The 13701-nt window shown below is 72.3% G+C and carries 16 protein-coding genes; 11 read left to right on the top strand and 5 right to left on the bottom strand.

Going from position 1 to position 13701, the window contains the following annotated elements:
• Positions 1–38: 38 nt before the first annotated feature.
• The 6 genes from AC57BS_RS15530 (at position 39) to AC57BS_RS15505 (ending at position 5452) form a co-directional block, all read left to right on the top strand.
• The gene (locus tag AC57BS_RS15530) at positions 39–1079 is read left to right on the top strand and encodes an LLM class F420-dependent oxidoreductase (RefSeq protein WP_496412333.1); all 1041 of its coding nucleotides are present in this window, start codon (positions 39–41) and stop codon (positions 1077–1079) included.
• A gap of 4 nt (positions 1080–1083) precedes the next feature.
• Positions 1084–1977, top strand: a complete 894-nt coding sequence (locus AC57BS_RS15525) for an oxygenase MpaB family protein (protein WP_496412332.1) — start codon at positions 1084–1086, stop codon at positions 1975–1977.
• On the top strand, positions 1974–2678 hold the full coding sequence (locus tag AC57BS_RS15520) for a hypothetical protein (protein WP_496412331.1): 705 nt from the start codon (positions 1974–1976) through the stop codon (positions 2676–2678). The genes AC57BS_RS15525 and AC57BS_RS15520 overlap by 4 nt, the downstream gene beginning before the upstream one ends.
• Entirely contained in the window at positions 2671–3819 is a 1149-nt protein-coding gene (locus AC57BS_RS15515; RefSeq protein ID WP_496412330.1) for an acyl-CoA dehydrogenase family protein, read from the top strand. The genes AC57BS_RS15520 and AC57BS_RS15515 overlap by 8 nt, the downstream gene beginning before the upstream one ends.
• Positions 3820–3916: 97 nt before the next feature.
• Positions 3917–4615 carry an FMN-dependent NADH-azoreductase gene (locus tag AC57BS_RS15510; protein ID WP_496412329.1) on the top strand — a complete coding sequence of 233 codons (699 nt, stop codon included), beginning with the start codon at positions 3917–3919 and terminating at the stop codon, positions 4613–4615.
• Between the two features lie 42 nt (positions 4616–4657).
• Positions 4658–5452 carry a DinB family protein gene (locus tag AC57BS_RS15505; RefSeq protein WP_496412328.1) on the top strand — a complete coding sequence of 265 codons (795 nt, stop codon included), beginning with the start codon at positions 4658–4660 and terminating at the stop codon, positions 5450–5452.
• On the opposite strand, the gene AC57BS_RS15500 is transcribed toward AC57BS_RS15505, so the two are convergent.
• Both AC57BS_RS15500 and AC57BS_RS15495 read right to left on the bottom strand, forming a co-directional pair.
• Complete coding sequence (locus AC57BS_RS15500; RefSeq protein WP_496412327.1) at positions 5449–6384, bottom strand: NAD(P)/FAD-dependent oxidoreductase; 936 nt, start codon at positions 6382–6384, stop codon at positions 5449–5451. The genes AC57BS_RS15505 and AC57BS_RS15500 overlap by 4 nt on opposite strands.
• Complete coding sequence (locus AC57BS_RS15495; RefSeq protein WP_496412326.1) at positions 6381–7616, bottom strand: NAD(P)/FAD-dependent oxidoreductase; 1236 nt, start codon at positions 7614–7616, stop codon at positions 6381–6383. Before AC57BS_RS15495 ends, AC57BS_RS15500 begins: the two co-directional genes overlap by 4 nt.
• An 82-nt stretch (positions 7617–7698) precedes the next feature.
• On the opposite strand from AC57BS_RS15495, the gene AC57BS_RS15490 reads away from it, so the two are divergent.
• Positions 7699–7884 carry a PspC domain-containing protein gene (locus AC57BS_RS15490; RefSeq protein ID WP_496412325.1) on the top strand — a complete coding sequence of 62 codons (186 nt, stop codon included), beginning with the start codon at positions 7699–7701 and terminating at the stop codon, positions 7882–7884.
• A gap of 6 nt (positions 7885–7890) precedes the next feature.
• On the opposite strand, the gene AC57BS_RS15485 is transcribed toward AC57BS_RS15490, so the two are convergent.
• Both AC57BS_RS15485 and AC57BS_RS15480 read right to left on the bottom strand, forming a co-directional pair.
• On the bottom strand, positions 7891–8136 hold the full coding sequence (locus tag AC57BS_RS15485; protein ID WP_496412324.1) for a hypothetical protein: 246 nt from the start codon (positions 8134–8136) through the stop codon (positions 7891–7893).
• A gap of 78 nt (positions 8137–8214) precedes the next feature.
• Complete coding sequence (locus tag AC57BS_RS15480; protein ID WP_496412323.1) at positions 8215–8496, bottom strand: hypothetical protein; 282 nt, start codon at positions 8494–8496, stop codon at positions 8215–8217.
• 76 nt (positions 8497–8572) lie between these two features.
• On the opposite strand from AC57BS_RS15480, the gene AC57BS_RS15475 reads away from it, so the two are divergent.
• A complete protein-coding gene (locus AC57BS_RS15475; protein WP_496412322.1) occupies positions 8573–8938 on the top strand; it encodes an HNH endonuclease in 366 nt (121 codons plus the stop codon).
• Between the two features lie 9 nt (positions 8939–8947).
• Here AC57BS_RS15475 and AC57BS_RS15470 read toward each other — a convergent pair whose 3' ends face one another.
• Positions 8948–10219: a carboxypeptidase-like regulatory domain-containing protein gene (locus AC57BS_RS15470; RefSeq protein ID WP_496412321.1), complete on the bottom strand. Its 1272-nt coding sequence runs from the start codon at positions 10217–10219 to the stop codon at positions 8948–8950.
• 161 nt (positions 10220–10380) lie between these two features.
• Here AC57BS_RS15470 and AC57BS_RS15465 point away from each other — a divergent pair, with 161 nt between their 5' ends.
• The 3 genes from AC57BS_RS15465 (at position 10381) to AC57BS_RS15455 (ending at position 13699) form a co-directional block, all read left to right on the top strand.
• Positions 10381–10890 carry a metallophosphoesterase family protein gene (locus AC57BS_RS15465; RefSeq protein ID WP_496412320.1) on the top strand — a complete coding sequence of 170 codons (510 nt, stop codon included), beginning with the start codon at positions 10381–10383 and terminating at the stop codon, positions 10888–10890.
• A 113-nt stretch (positions 10891–11003) separates the two neighbouring features.
• Complete coding sequence (locus AC57BS_RS15460) at positions 11004–12875, top strand: AMP-dependent synthetase/ligase (protein WP_496412319.1); 1872 nt, start codon at positions 11004–11006, stop codon at positions 12873–12875.
• Positions 12872–13699: a glycerophosphodiester phosphodiesterase family protein gene (locus AC57BS_RS15455; protein WP_496412318.1), complete on the top strand. Its 828-nt coding sequence runs from the start codon at positions 12872–12874 to the stop codon at positions 13697–13699. The genes AC57BS_RS15460 and AC57BS_RS15455 overlap by 4 nt, the downstream gene beginning before the upstream one ends.
• Positions 13700–13701: the final 2 nt, after the last annotated feature.

Genomic DNA, 13701 nt, shown 5'->3' with positions numbered 1-13701 from the left:
GCTTGCCATCGTGACAGTGAAACTGTCACGATTGCCGCATGCGCCTCGCCTCCCTCCTGATGTACGACGGCAACCCGCGCAAGGCGGCCGACGACGTGGTCGCGCTGGAGCGGGCGGGCCTCGACAGCGTGTGGGTCGCGGAGGCGTACGGCTTCGACGCACCGACGCTGATGGGCTACCTCGCGGCGCGGACCGAGACCGTGCAGATCGGGTCCGGCATCCTCAACATCTACTCCCGCACCCCCGGCGCCCTGCTCCAGACCGCGGCCGGTCTCGACAACGTCAGCCAGGGCCGCGCGATCCTCGGCCTCGGCGTCAGCGGACCGCAGGTGATCGAGGGGTTCCACGGCGTGCCCTACAGCCGGCCGATGGCGCGCACGGCGGAGATCGTCGAGATCATCCGCAGCGGGCTGAAGCGCGAGCCCCTCTCGGCGGACGGGGAGTTCCACCTCCCGCTGACCAAGGAGCACGGCGCGGTCACCGGCCTCGGCAAGCCGCTCAAGCTCCTGACCCGGCCCGAGCGCGACACGATCCCGATCTGGATCGCCGCCCTCGGCCCCAAGAACGTCGAGCAGACCGCCGAGATCGCCGACGGCTGGATCCCGCACCTGTTCCACCCCGAGAAGGCCCACCTCGTGTGGGGCGACGCGCTCGCGAAGGGCAACGCCAAGCGGCTCGACGGCCTCGGCCCGCTGCAGGTGATGGCCGGTGGCATGGTCGCGATCGGCGAGGGCCCGGAGACGAAGGCGCTGCTCGACTTCGCCCGGCCGGTCTTCGCCCTCTACGTCGGCGGGATGGGCGCGAGGGGCAAGAACTTCTACAACGACGTCGCCCGCGCCTACGGCTACGAGAAGGAGGCGGAGGAGATCCAGGACCTCTACCTCGCCGGCAAGAAGGACCAGGCCGCGGCGCTCGTGCCCACCGAGTGGCTCGAGGCCGCCAACCTCGTCGGCCCGGAGTCCTACGTCAAGGAGCGCATCGAGGCCTTCCGGGAGGCCGGCGTCACCGACCTCAACATCACCCCGGTCAGCGACGACCCCGCCGCCACCGTGGCACAGCTCAAGGAATGGGTGTCCTGAGGCCGTGCACGCGCCCGGTCGCTACGACAACCTCCACCGGATCCGGTCGCTGGACCCGGAGGTCGACCACGACGAGATCCTGCGGCTGACCGCCCGCTTCGAGTTCCCCTGGGACTACGTCCAGGGCACCGGCATCGCCTTCCTGCGCGACTACGGCGTGCCCTCGATCGCCGATCTGCTCGACCGGACCCGCGAGTTCGAGGACCACGGCGTCAAGCGCTACGACGACACCATCCTGATCGGCGACGAGGCCACGCTCGACGGCATCGACTCGCCACGCTCGCACGCCGCGCTGCGCCGCCTCAACCGGATCCACGGCCACTACGACATCGCGGCCGAAGACTTCGCGTACGTCCTCGCGACCACCATCGTGGGCCCGGTCCGGTGGATCGGGGCCTACGGCTGGCGCCCGCTCGACCCGCACGAGCTGACGGCCATCACCAGGGTCACCACCCGCTTCGGCGAGCTGATGGGCCTCAAGGGCCTGCCCACGACGTACGACGGCTACCTCGCGCTGCTCGTCGACCACGAGCGCCGGCACTTCGCGCACACACCCGCCGCCACCCGCCTCGCCGAGGCGTCGATCCGCATCGCGAAGGAGGTCGCCCCTCCCCCGCTGCGCCCGCTGCTGCGCCGGGTCACCATCGCGGTGATGGACGAGCCGCTGCGCGAGGCGCTCGGCCTGCCGCGTCAGCCGCGGTGGCTCGTCCGGGCCGTACGGGGCGGCCTGCGGCTGCGCGGCCGGCTGCTCCGGTTCGCGCCATCCCGGCGCACGGCGTACGTCCACCGGCCGACCACCTATCCGCACGGCCACCGGCTCGAGGACCTGGGGCCGCTGTCGATGCTCGACGAGCTCAACCGGGTTCCCGGCGCGGCGAACGGGTACGGGACACCATGACCGACCGTTCCCCCCTGTCACTCACCGGTGCGCTGCCCGGTGCCCTGCTCGCGGCGGCCGCCGCCCTCACCGGTTCGATCCGGCGTGACAAGGCCCTGCACCCCGTCGGCCACCGCGGGACGGGCCGGCTCACCATCACCGATCCCGCCCCCGACCTCGGCATCGACGTCCTCGCCCGGGCCGGCACCCGGCCGTGCCGGACCCGGTGGTCGCGATCGATGGGCCTCCCCCAGGGATGGCCCGACATCGAGGGGCTGGCCGTCCGCCTCGACGGTGCCGGACCTGACGGCGATGACGCCGACCTGCTCTTCGCCAGCACCGGTGGAAGCGGGTGGAGCCGCTACCTGTTGACCCTCCGGGGGCCGGGCCGCTTCGGCCCACTGACCACGCTGCTCCCCGTCAGGGCCGGCGGACGCGCCGTGACGTTCCGCCTGAGCCCGCAGTCGGATCCGCACGAGGGCCTGCCGCCGGCCACGTACGCGCTCGACCTCGCCCTCGGCACCGGCGACTGGCAGCCAGTCGGCCACATCGACGTGACCTGGGTCGAGGCGGACACCGGCGACCGGTTCGACCCGATCACCCACCCCCTTGCCGGGATCGAGCAGTACGCCTTCGTCGAAGGCCTGCGCGAGCCCGCCTACGTCGCGGCGCGGGCAGTGGCCCGCGCTCGTCCCACCCACGGAGAGAGATCACATGCCTGAGCGCCCCAGCATCCTCGAGCAGGAGCACGAGGACTTCCGCGCCGTCGCGCGCGCGTTCTTCGAGAAGGAGGTCGCGCCCCACCACGCCGCGTGGGAGCAGGCCGGCATCGTCGATCGCGAGGTCTGGCGCAGGGCGGGCGAGCGCGGGCTGCTGTGCTTCGACGTCGACGAGGCGTACGGCGGGCCGGGCATCAAGGACTTCCGCTACAACATGGTGCTCGCCGAGGAGTCGGCGCGCGCCGGCGCATCGGGACCGGGCTTCGCCGTGCACACCGACATCATCGTCCCTTACATCTCCTCCCTCGGGACCGAGGAGCAGAAGCAGCGCTGGCTGCCCGGCTGCGTGTCGGGCGACCTCGTCACGGCGATCGCGATGACCGAGCCCGGGGCGGGCTCGGACCTGCAGGGCATCCGTACGACCGCGGTCGACGCGGGCGACCACTACGTCCTCAACGGGTCGAAGACCTTCATCTCCAACGGCATCCTGTCCGACCTCGTGGTCGTGGTCTGCCGGATGAACCCCGACGCCGGGCACCAGGGCATCTCGCTGCTCGTCGTGGAGCGCGGGATGGAGGGCTTCGAGCGCGGTCGCAACCTCGCCAAGATGGGCCTGCACGCCCAGGACACCGCCGAGCTGTCGTTCACCGACGTGCGCGTGCCCAAGGAGAACCTGCTCGGCGCCGAGGGCTCCGGCTTCATCTCGCTGATGGAGAACCTCCCCCAGGAGCGCATCTCGATCGGCTGCATCGCGGTCGCCGCGGTCGAGCACGTCCTCGACCTGTGCCTGGCCTACGCCAAGGAGCGCGAGGCCTTCGGCCGCCCGATCGGGAAGTTCCAGCACAACCGCTTCGTGCTGGCGGAGATGGCGACCGAGGCCCACATCGCCCGGGTCTTCATCAACGACTGCGTCCTGCGCCTCAACGCCGGCGAGGTCGACACGGCGCTCGCGTCGATGGCGAAGTGGTGGACGACCGAGCTGCAGAAGCGCGTCGTCGACGCCGGGGTGCAGCTGCACGGCGGCTACGGCTACATGGACGAGTACCCGATCTCCAAGGCCTACACCGACTCGCGCATCCAGACGATCTACGGCGGAACGACCGAGATCCAGAAGGAGATCATCGGGCGGATGCTGGGCCTGTAGCCGGCGATCGCGGTCCAGACCGGCCTGTCGTGGACGTCGTGCCCTGGACTGTAATGGGGCATTCGGCGCCACCAGTGCCGCGAGGAGGGGCACTCCATTGACCAAGCGCTTGCTGCACATCGTCGCCACCCCCCGAGGGCTCGCCTCGCACACCGGACGCATCTCGGGCGTGCTCCTGGAGGAGCTCCACGCCAAGCACGACGACCTCGAGGTGCACACGCTCGACCTCTTCAGCGCGGACCTGCCGGCCGTGGCAGGCGTCAACATCAAGACCAAGTACGCCCTGATGACCGGCCAGCCCGTCGACGAGGCCGCCCGCGGCTCGTGGCGCAGCATCGAGCGGACCATCGAGGAGTTCCTCGCCGCCGACGTCTACCTCCTGACGGTCCCGATGTGGAACTTCGGCGTGCCCTACGCGCTGAAGTACTACATCGACGCGATCGTGCAGCCGGGCTACCTGTTCCAGTACGACGAGCACGGCGCTCCGCGAGGCCTGGTGCACGGCAAGAAGCTGGTGTGCGTCACGTCCCGTGGGGCCGACTACTCCGGTCCGCTGGCGTCGCTCGACTTCCTCGAGTCCTACCTGCGCACCATCTTCGGCTTCGTCGGCATCGCGGACCAGACGTTCTTCAACGCCCAGCCGATGGACGTGACGCCCGAGCTGCGCCGCGCCGCGTTCGCCGAGGTCATCGCAGACGTACGCTCCTGGGTCGCGCGGGACGAGTGGGGGGTCGCAGCGCAGGTCCTCGAGCCGCCGATCCCGGCCGGGGCGAAGCCCGCGGTGCTCGCCGACTGAATCGGCCGCCGAACGTCCGCATCCGGCCCTACCCTGTCGGCCATGACCGACTTCACCGAGCAGGACCTCTCGGACTCCCGCTTCGAGAAGGTGCACCTGCAGAGGGCGACCTTCCACGACGTCTCCCTGACCGGAGCGTCCTTCAACGACGTCGACTTCAGCGGCGTACGCATCCACGCCGCCTGGCTCGACAAGGTCAGGATGACCGGCGTCGAGATCCCGGACCTCGAGATCAGCGGCGAGATCGGCCGGCTGGTCGTCAACGGAGTGGAGGTCGGCCCCCTGGTGGAGGCCGAGCTCGACCGGCGCCACCCCGAGCGGGCGGCGATGCGGCCGACGACCGCCGACGGCTTCCGCGAGGCCTTTGCGATCCTCGACCGGCTCTGGGGCGAGACGCTGGACCGCGCGCGGGTGCTGCCGCCGGAGCAGCTGCACGAGCAGGTCAACGGTGAGTGGTCCTTCATCCAGACGCTGCGCCACCTCGGCTTCGCCCACGCCTGCTGGGTCAGCGGCGTCGTCTACGGCTTCCCCTCGCCGTGGCACCCCCTCGACCTGCCCTGGGACGAGGCACCCGTCCACGAGGGCGTCCCCTGGGAGCGTCGCGCGCGTCCGGAGCTGCACGAGGTGCTGGGGCTGCGCCGCCAGCGCCGGGCGACGGTGGCCGAGCTGCTGGAGCGGATGGACGACGTCGGCCTCACCCGGCAGGTCACCTCGGCGACGCCCTTCCTCCAAGACGTCCCGGACCTGACCGTCGGCCACTGCCTGCGCGTGGTGCTCAACGAGGAGTGGGAGCACCGGCTCTACGCCGAGCGAGACCTCGCGGTGCTGGGCGGCTAGCCGAGCAGTTCCGCCAGCGCCCGCCCGAGTCGTACGCCCGAGAGCCAGGCGGTCTCGACCTTGGGCGTCGCTCCCCAGCCGTCGCCGCACACGCCGACCAGCCGGTCGCCGTCGACGAGCGCGAAGGGGTCCGTGCGCTCGCCGACCGGTCGCGCGAACGTCCAGCGGTGGACGTGGACGTCCTCGGGCTCGCCGAGGTCGAGGAGCCGCTGCAACGCCTGCACCGAGGCGCGTGCGGCGCCGGACGGGTCCTCGAGGTGGCGCGCCGCGAGAGCGGGCGTGGTGTGCGCGACGAGCACGGGTGCGCCGTCCCCGCGCCGACGACCGTCGTCGGCGATCCAGCCGAGGTCCGGGTCACCGTTGACGAACGCCCCGTCGAGGTCCCAGCCGCGGGTGGCCCAGCGCGCGGCGACGGCGATCACCGGCTCCCACTCTCGATCGAGCGACGCCCCGACGGGGTGGTCGCCCACGAGACGGCGGGCCTGGGGGTCGGGCATGGCGAGCACGACGACGTCGGCCTCGTCCGCGCCGACCTCGTCGACCGACTCGACCTGTCGCCGCTCGACCGCGAGGCCGGTGGCGAGGTCCTCGACCAGCGACCTCAGCCCGTGGGTGGCACCCCAGCGCATCGGTCCGCTCGTCGAGTCGCGCGCCTCGTCGCCGAGGACGTGGAACGTGTCGGTCCACTCGCGGGCCAGCCCGCGGCGGGCCCAGTCGTCGACGACGGCGGCGAAGCCGTCGTCGGACACCGTGAAGTAGGACGCGCCGAGGTCGACGCGGCGCTCCCACAGCGTCCGCGACGCCATCCGGCCGCCGGGCACGTGGCCGCGGTCGAGGAGCCGTACGCCGACTCCCGCGGCCCGCAGCTCGCGGGCGCACGCCACGCCCGACAGCCCGGCGCCGACGACGACCACCTCGCCCGCGCTCCTCACGACCGTCCCTCCAGCACCGCGTCGGCCGCGCGCTGGCCGCTGACCAGCGCGCCCTGGATGGAGCCGGTGTCGCGGTGGTCGCCGCACACGAGCACGTCACCGTGCCGCACCGGACGGGTCGCGCTGTAGGGCACCGGCTGCGCGGGGAGGGCGTGGGGGACGTCGTGGCGCGCGACGACCTCCCAGCCGGTGGCGCCGGTGCCGAGCAAGTCGCCGGCGTGGCGCCGCATCGACGGCTCGTCGGTGTCGCGGCCGGGTCCCAGCAGGGCGGAGCCCTGGACGAGGTGGCGGCCGGGTGGGGCGTACGACGGAGCGGCGCGGGAGACGACGGCGGCGTTGACCAGCGGGCCGGTCGGGGTCGGCCTCGCGTCGACGTGGAGCAGGTCGGTGTCCGGGGCGTCGGGGGCCGACCACCACACGGTGGCGACTCCCTTGGTGGCGGGCGCGTCGACCCCGATCAGGGCGGCCGCCTCGGGGGCGCCGGTCGCGACCACGACGTGGTCGGCGGTCCACGTGCCGTCGTCGGTCTCGACGGTCGTGCCGCTCACCCGGTGCACCGCCTGACCGAGCCTGACGCGGTCGTCGAGCCCGGCCGCGAGCTGTGCCGGCAGCGCGGCCATGCCCTCCCTCGGCAGGGCCGGCACGCCGCGCGCGAACATCCAGGTCAGGAGGAGCGCGAACCGGTCGGCGGTGCTGCCGTCGTCCTCGAGCAGGACGCCGGCGAAGAACCGGTCCACCACTCGCCGCAGGAACCCGTCCACGCCCGCCCGGTCGAGGGCCGTACGCCGGTCGACGTCCGCGCGGGACGCGAGGACCTCCGACAGCGACGTCCCCCGGCGCGGGCGCAGGAGCGGTGCGGCCCAACGGGCGAGCGCGGCCACCTCCGCGGGACGGCCGGCGACGGCACGCAGGGTCTGCGGGAGGAGCGCGGGCTCGCGAAGCGGGTGGCCGAGCATCCTCAGCCCGCCCTCGGTGCGCGCGGCGACCCCGGCACCGAACGGCTGCAGGCGGAGGGCGTCGACGTCGACCCAGCGGCGCACGGCGGGGTAGGCGGGGTTGAGCAGCTGGAAGCCGTGGTCGACGAGGAAGCCGTCGATGCGGTCGGTGCGGATGCGGCCGCCGACGCGGTCTGACGCCTCCAGCACGACGACCTCGCGACCGGCCGCGGTCAACGCCTGCGCACAGCGCAGGCCGGCCAGTCCGGCACCCACGACGACGACGTCTGTCTCCACGCGTCGACCTTAGTGAACGCCACCACGCCCCCCGCGCGCCTCAGCGGTCGAGAAGCCGAGGCTGACCGTGTAGACATGGCCCATGGCCACCTCGAAGCTCGTCCGCCCCCGTCAGGGCAGGATCATCGCCGGCGTCTGCGCCGGCCTCGCCGACCGCTTCGGCGTCTCCCGCGGCCTGGTCCGCCTCGGCTTCGTGCTGTTCGGCCTGGTGGGTGCGGGCGAGATCGCCTACATCATCGCGTGGATCGTCATGCCGAAGGACGCCTGAGCGGGCTCATCCCGGCGCCTGCTCGCGCCTCTCGTGCAGGCGCTGCTGGGCCTCGGCGAGGAAGGCCAGGCACGGTGCGTCCTCACCGGGATGCTTCTCGACGAGGTGGAAGGTCCAGCGGTCCATCGCGGCCATGAAGCCGTTGTCACCACCGGAGCGGTGCGTCGACCACGGCGAGCGCCCGCGCGCCACGCACGTGGTGCAGCTGATCCGGTAGAGGAACTGCTGCTCGCCGTCGAGGTCGATCTTCACCCGAGCCAGGGGCCCTGCCTGCACGCCCGCCCTGCGCTCGCGGGCTGATCGGCTCGCGACCATCTCGTGTCCCCGCCCTCAGAGCGCGGTGTCGTCGGGGATCACCCGCAGGACGCTGCACGTGCCGGCCTCCCGCCCCACGACGACCTTCACGCCGTCGAGGCGCTCGAGCGCATCGCGCACGTCCTGGACGTCGAGGTGGGTGTCGACGGCGATGTCGGCGTCGCGGACCGGCACGGCCGTCTCGGGCCACTCCTCGGAGGGGACCTCGAAGGGGTCGAAGTCGGTCTGGGCCGCCGACCAGAGCTGGAGCGCCGCCTCGGCGACGATGTCGTCGGTGGTGGAGTCGTCGGGTGCCATGCGCCGAACCTACCCGGACGCCCGCCTCTCCCCGCGCCTCACCCGGTCGCGGCACCGTCGCCCCTACCCTGAGGCCATGCCTGCCGCCCGCACCCGCCGCGCCCGGGCAGCCACGCGGCGCAAGCGGCGGATCGCCGCCGTCGAGCACGACCTCAGCCCGGCCGAGTGGACGGCGCTGCAGGAGGCGTGGGGCTGCTGCGCCTACTGCGGCGTGACCGGCACGCCGCTGCAGAAGGACTGCGTGCTGCCCATCTCGCGCGGCGGTCGCTACACGCTGCTCAACGTCGTCCCGGCCTGCCGCTCGTGCAACGCGAGCAAGTGCAACGACGAGGTCACCGCGTGGCTGCGGCGCAAGCGCCTCGACGAGCGCGCGTTCCTCGTACGCCTGGGCGAGGTGCAGGCCCGGCTGCGGACCCGGCCCGCAGCCGCCGCGGCGGAGTGACGACGGTCGTCAGCGGCGTACGCGGACCGTCCTGGTCCAGACGGTCGCTTGGCTGTGCCCCGCAGCCGTGGCGCGGACCCGCACCTTCACCCGCTTGCCGAGGTGGCTGGGCCTGAGGACGAAGCGACGCAGGGTGGCGTCGCGCACGCGCCGGCCGGCGACGAACCACTGGTAGGAGCGCGCGACCGTATCGGGCTCCCACTGGCCGCGGGAGACCCAGACGGTGCGCCCGACCCTCGCGACGCCCTTGATGCGCGGGCGCACCACGTTGACGACCGCAGGCGGAGGGGCGACGGGCCCGGTCGGGTCGGAGACGGGCGCGGTCGGGGCGGAGAGTGCCGAGCCGGGCAGCCAGCCCAGTGCGGTGCCGGTGACACGGACCCGGATGGTCTTGCCGACGTCTGCGGCGCCGGGCACGTAGACGGCGCCCGTCGGGTCGTCGGTCGGGTCGCTGTCCGCCCCGACCACCCACCGGTAGGTGAGCGCGATGCCCGCAGGAGTCCACGCACCCGGGGACGCGGTCAGCGCCTTGCCCACCTCGGGCGCCCCGCTGATGGTCGGCGCCTGGGTGTTCGTGATCGTGCCCCCGAGCATGGCGTCGGCCGTGACCGTGCTGCCGCTCGCCAGCGCGACGGGCGTCGAGGCGTACAGGTTCGACGCGTTGTCCCAGAACTCCTGGAGCCCGGTCGCCGGGTCGTAGAACTCGACGAGGTAGGTGCGCGCCTTGAGCCTGTCGATGGTGTAGCGACCGGCGGCGTCGGTCGTGTAGACGGTGCGCCACGACCAGTAGCCGCCCCCTTGTCCCACCCACATGGAGACCTTCCCGCCCACCAGGGGTGCTCCGGTCGCGGTCGTCAGACGCCCGGTGATGGTGGACGCGGCCTCCAGCACGGCGTTGACCCCTGTCGTCGTGTCGTCGGCCACGACGGGAACAGGGACGTAGAGGAAGTCGCCGGGGCTCCGGTCGTCGTACCACTCCGTGGCGAACGCGCCGCCGGGGTCGTAGAACTCCACGTAGTAGCCGAAGGCGTACGGCTGGAGCGGACCCACCTCGTAGGCACCCGTGGCGTCGGTCTCGTCCTGGCCGACGAGGCTGCCCTCGCGGTAGAAGGACACCACGATGTCGGGCACCGGGTCGCCCGCAGTGTCGGTCACGGTCCCCGACACCGCACCGGGCCCGATGTCCGCCTGCGCGCTCTGTGCGGGAGCGACAGTCAGGGCGAGGACCGCGGCGAGCATCGTCGTCGTGACGGTCAGGATGAGTCGGCGGCCGTGGTTCATGGTATCTCCAGAAAGGAAGGACTCCTGCCCTCAGGCTACGTCTGTCCGAGCGCGGCGGCAGCAGGACGACGTGAGGTCTGGACCACTTCTGCAGCGGCCCGGTGCTCCGGGTGCAGTCATCGCCTCACGGGTACCCACCGGACGTGGAGTTGACTGGGGCCGTGCCCTCCCGACTCCTCCTGCTGGCCGACACCCACGTGCCCAAGCGCGCCCGGACCCTCCCGGAGGAGGTGTGGCAGGCCGTCGACGCGGCCGACCTCGTCGTCCACGCCGGGGACTGGGTCGACGTGGCGCTGCTCGACGAGCTCGAGGCGCGGTCGGCCCGGCTGGTGGCCTGCTGGGGCAACAACGACCACGGCGAGCTGCGCGATCGCCTGCCGGAGGTCGCCCGTGCCGAGGTCGAGGGCCTCGCTCTGGGCGTGGTCCACGAGACCGGGCAGGCGAAGGGCCGCGAGGAGCGGATGAGCGAGGCGTACGGAGACCTCGACGTGCTGGTCTTCGGCCACAGCCACGTCCCTTGGGACACCACGACGTCCACGGGGCTGCGGCTGCTCAACCCGGGCTCCCCCACCGACCGCCGGCGGCAGCCGCACTGCACCTTCATGTCCGCGACCGCCGACGACGGCCGGCTGCGCGACGTCACCCTTCATCGGCTCCCGCCACGGGCCTAAGGCCCACGAGCGGTCGACGAGCGAGCGACCCGGGCCAGAGGGCTATGGAATCTGCCGGGGCGTGCCGCCATGATGTGACCCCCGCCACACACCGCACCTCCGAGGAGCCGGACATGACCAACCCCGACCCCGAGCTCGCGCCCGACCCCGACGTTCTGGCCGTGCGCGAGCAGTACGAGGCGCGCATCCTCGGCCTGCACATGCCCGCCACGGTGCGGCAGGCCGCGGACAAGTACGGCGACCAGCCGGCGTTCTCCGACCGGTTCGACGTGCCCGAGGGCGAGACCTGGTCCACGATCACCTGGGCAGAGACGTGGTTGCTGACCCAGCAGGTCGCCGCGGCACTCGTCGACCTCGGTGTCGAGAAGGGCGACCCGGTGGCGATCATGGCCGCCAACCGCACCGCGCACACGCTGGCCGACTACGGCGCGATGACGGCAGCGGCCGTGCCGATGTCGATCTACAACACCCTCGCGCAGGACCAGGTCGCCTTCATCGCCGGGGAGTCGCGGCCCGTGGTCGTGGTGCTCGAGGACCACGACCGCTACCAGCGCTGGGAGAAGGCCCTCGACGAGGTCGACTCGATCCGCCACGTCGTGATGCTGGCCGACGTCGACCGCGTCGACGACCCGCGCGTGATGACGTGGGACGACTTCCTCGCCCGCGGTCAGGACACGAGCGGCGTCGAGGAGCGGATGGACCGGATCACCCCAGACCTGCCGGCGACCTTCCTCTACACCTCCGGCACGACCGGCAACCCCAAGGGCGTGGTGCTCACCCACCACAACGTCATGTACGAGGCCGTCTCCACCCTCGACGCCGCAGGGCTTCAGGGGCCGCAGCGCACGATCAGCTACCTCCCGCTCGCGCACATCGCCGAGCGGGTGCTGGCGACGTACGCTCCCCCGTTCCTCGGCAACCACGTGCACGCGATCCCCGACCCCGCCGGGCTGCTCGGAGCGCTCGGCGAGGTGCACCCCACCGCGTTCTTCGGGGTCCCGCGGGTGTGGGAGAAGATCAAGACCGGCATCTCCGCCAAGCTCGCCGAGGACCCGGACCCGGCCAACCACGAGCTGGTCACCAACGCGATGGCCGCCGGGCTGGCGTGGACGCAGGCCCACGAGCACGGCAACGAGATGACGCCCGAGGTCGAGGAGGCGTACGCGAAGGCCGACGAGGCGATCCTCGGCTTCCTCCGGCTGCTGCTCGGGCTCGACCAGGTGCAGTGGGCGGCCAGCGCGGCGGCGCCGATGCCGCTCGAGGTCGCGAAGTTCATGGGCGGGCTCGGCCTGCAGGTCTACGACGTCTACGGGATGACCGAGACCACTGGCGCCTTCACCTCCAACGGCCCGGGCGCCTTCAAGCTCGGCACGGTCGGGCGGCCCAACCCCGGCATCGAGGTCCGGCTCGCCGAGGACGGCGAGATCCTGTGCCGCGGGCCGGTCAACACCCCGGGCTACCACCTGCAGGAGCAGGCCACGCGGAACCTCATCGACGAGGACGGCTGGATCCACACCGGCGACATCGGCACGGTCGACGAGGACGGCTTCTACTCGATCATCGACCGCAAGAAGGAGCTGATCATCACCTCGGCGGGCAAGAACATCGCGCCCTCCAACATCGAGAACTACCTCAAGGAGTCGCCGATCATCGGCCACGCCATGGCGCTCGGCGACGACCGGTCGTACGTCGTCGCGATCCTCACCCTCGACGGCGAGATCGCGCCGCTGGTCGCGGCGAAGATGGGCATCGAGTTCACCGACCTCGCCGACCTCTCGGCCAGGCCGGAGATCCGGGCGATGGCCCAGGCGGCCGTTGACAAGGCCAACGAGCGCCTCTCCCGCCCCGAGCAGGTCAAGGCCTGGGAGCTGCTGGCCGACGAGTGGACGGCCGAGTCCGAGGAGCTCACCCCGACGCTCAAGCTCAAGCGACGCGTGGTGAAGACCAAGTACGCCGACGTGGTCGACGCCCTCTACGCCGAGTGACCTTCGACCTCCAGGCCCACCGCGGCGGCGCGGGCCTCTGGCCCGAGAACACCCTCGAGGCCTTCGGGCGCGCCCTCGCCCTCGGTGTCTCGACGCTCGAGCTCGACGTCCACCTCACAGCCGAGGACGACGTCGTGGTCGCCCACGACCCTGCCCTCGACGACACCCGGAGGATCCGCGAGCTCACCCGCTCCGACCTCCCGCCGACGATGCCCCTGCTGCGGCAGGTCGCCGCGCTGCTCGACGAGCGCGGGGCCGACCCGGTGCGGGTCAACCTCGAGATCAAGTACGACGCGATCGACGAGAGCGGCCTGACGTCGCGCGAGGAGTTCGTGGCGCGGGTCGTCGAGGCGCTGCGGATCGACGAGCTCGTCGGGCGGACCAGCATCCAGTGCTTCGACTGGGGCGTGCTGCGCCGCGTCGGTGACGCCGAGCCCGGTCTCGCGCGCAACCTGCTCGTCTCACCGAAGTACCTGAGGGGCACGGCCGAGGCGCCCTCGCCGTGGTTCGACGGGCTCCCGGTCGGCGACGACTTCGTGCGCGCCGCAGCGGACGAGGGCTTCACCGCGATCTCGCCGATCCACGGCTCGCCGTACACCTCGGGCGTGGACGACCCGGCGTACCGCCCGTTCGCCACCGCGGCCCTCGTCGACGCGGCCCATGCCGCCGGGCTGGCGGTCGTGCCGTACGTCGTGGACGACGCGGCGACGATGCGCCACCTCGTGCGGCTCGGAGTCGACGGTCTGATCACCAACCGACCCGAGCGACTGCGGGAGGTGCTGGCCGACGAGGGACGTGGGCTGCCGCCGTCGTTCCCGGGCTAGAC

The organism is Nocardioides sp. BGA-UO-ETr-FS32 (assembly GCF_059567905.1).
Note: the sequence above shows the minus strand (reverse complement) of the source record. Positions and strands in the feature narration are given on the sequence as shown.

Excerpts from the sequence above, each read along its gene's own strand:
- AC57BS_RS15530 (WP_496412333.1), top strand. The coding sequence starts at position 39 with ATGCGCCTCGCCTCCCTCCTGATGTACGACGGCAACCCGCGCAAGGCG.
- AC57BS_RS15520 (WP_496412331.1), top strand. The coding sequence starts at position 1,974 with ATGACCGACCGTTCCCCCCTGTCACTCACCGGTGCGCTGCCCGGTGCC.
- AC57BS_RS15515 (WP_496412330.1), top strand. The coding sequence starts at position 2,671 with ATGCCTGAGCGCCCCAGCATCCTCGAGCAGGAGCACGAGGACTTCCGC.
- AC57BS_RS15505 (WP_496412328.1), top strand. The coding sequence starts at position 4,658 with ATGACCGACTTCACCGAGCAGGACCTCTCGGACTCCCGCTTCGAGAAG.
- AC57BS_RS15490 (WP_496412325.1), top strand. The coding sequence starts at position 7,699 with ATGGCCACCTCGAAGCTCGTCCGCCCCCGTCAGGGCAGGATCATCGCC.
- AC57BS_RS15480 (WP_496412323.1), bottom strand. The coding sequence starts at position 8,496 with ATGGCACCCGACGACTCCACCACCGACGACATCGTCGCCGAGGCGGCG.
- AC57BS_RS15475 (WP_496412322.1), top strand. The coding sequence starts at position 8,573 with ATGCCTGCCGCCCGCACCCGCCGCGCCCGGGCAGCCACGCGGCGCAAG.
- AC57BS_RS15470 (WP_496412321.1), bottom strand. The coding sequence starts at position 10,219 with ATGAACCACGGCCGCCGACTCATCCTGACCGTCACGACGACGATGCTC.
- AC57BS_RS15460 (WP_496412319.1), top strand. The coding sequence starts at position 11,004 with ATGACCAACCCCGACCCCGAGCTCGCGCCCGACCCCGACGTTCTGGCC.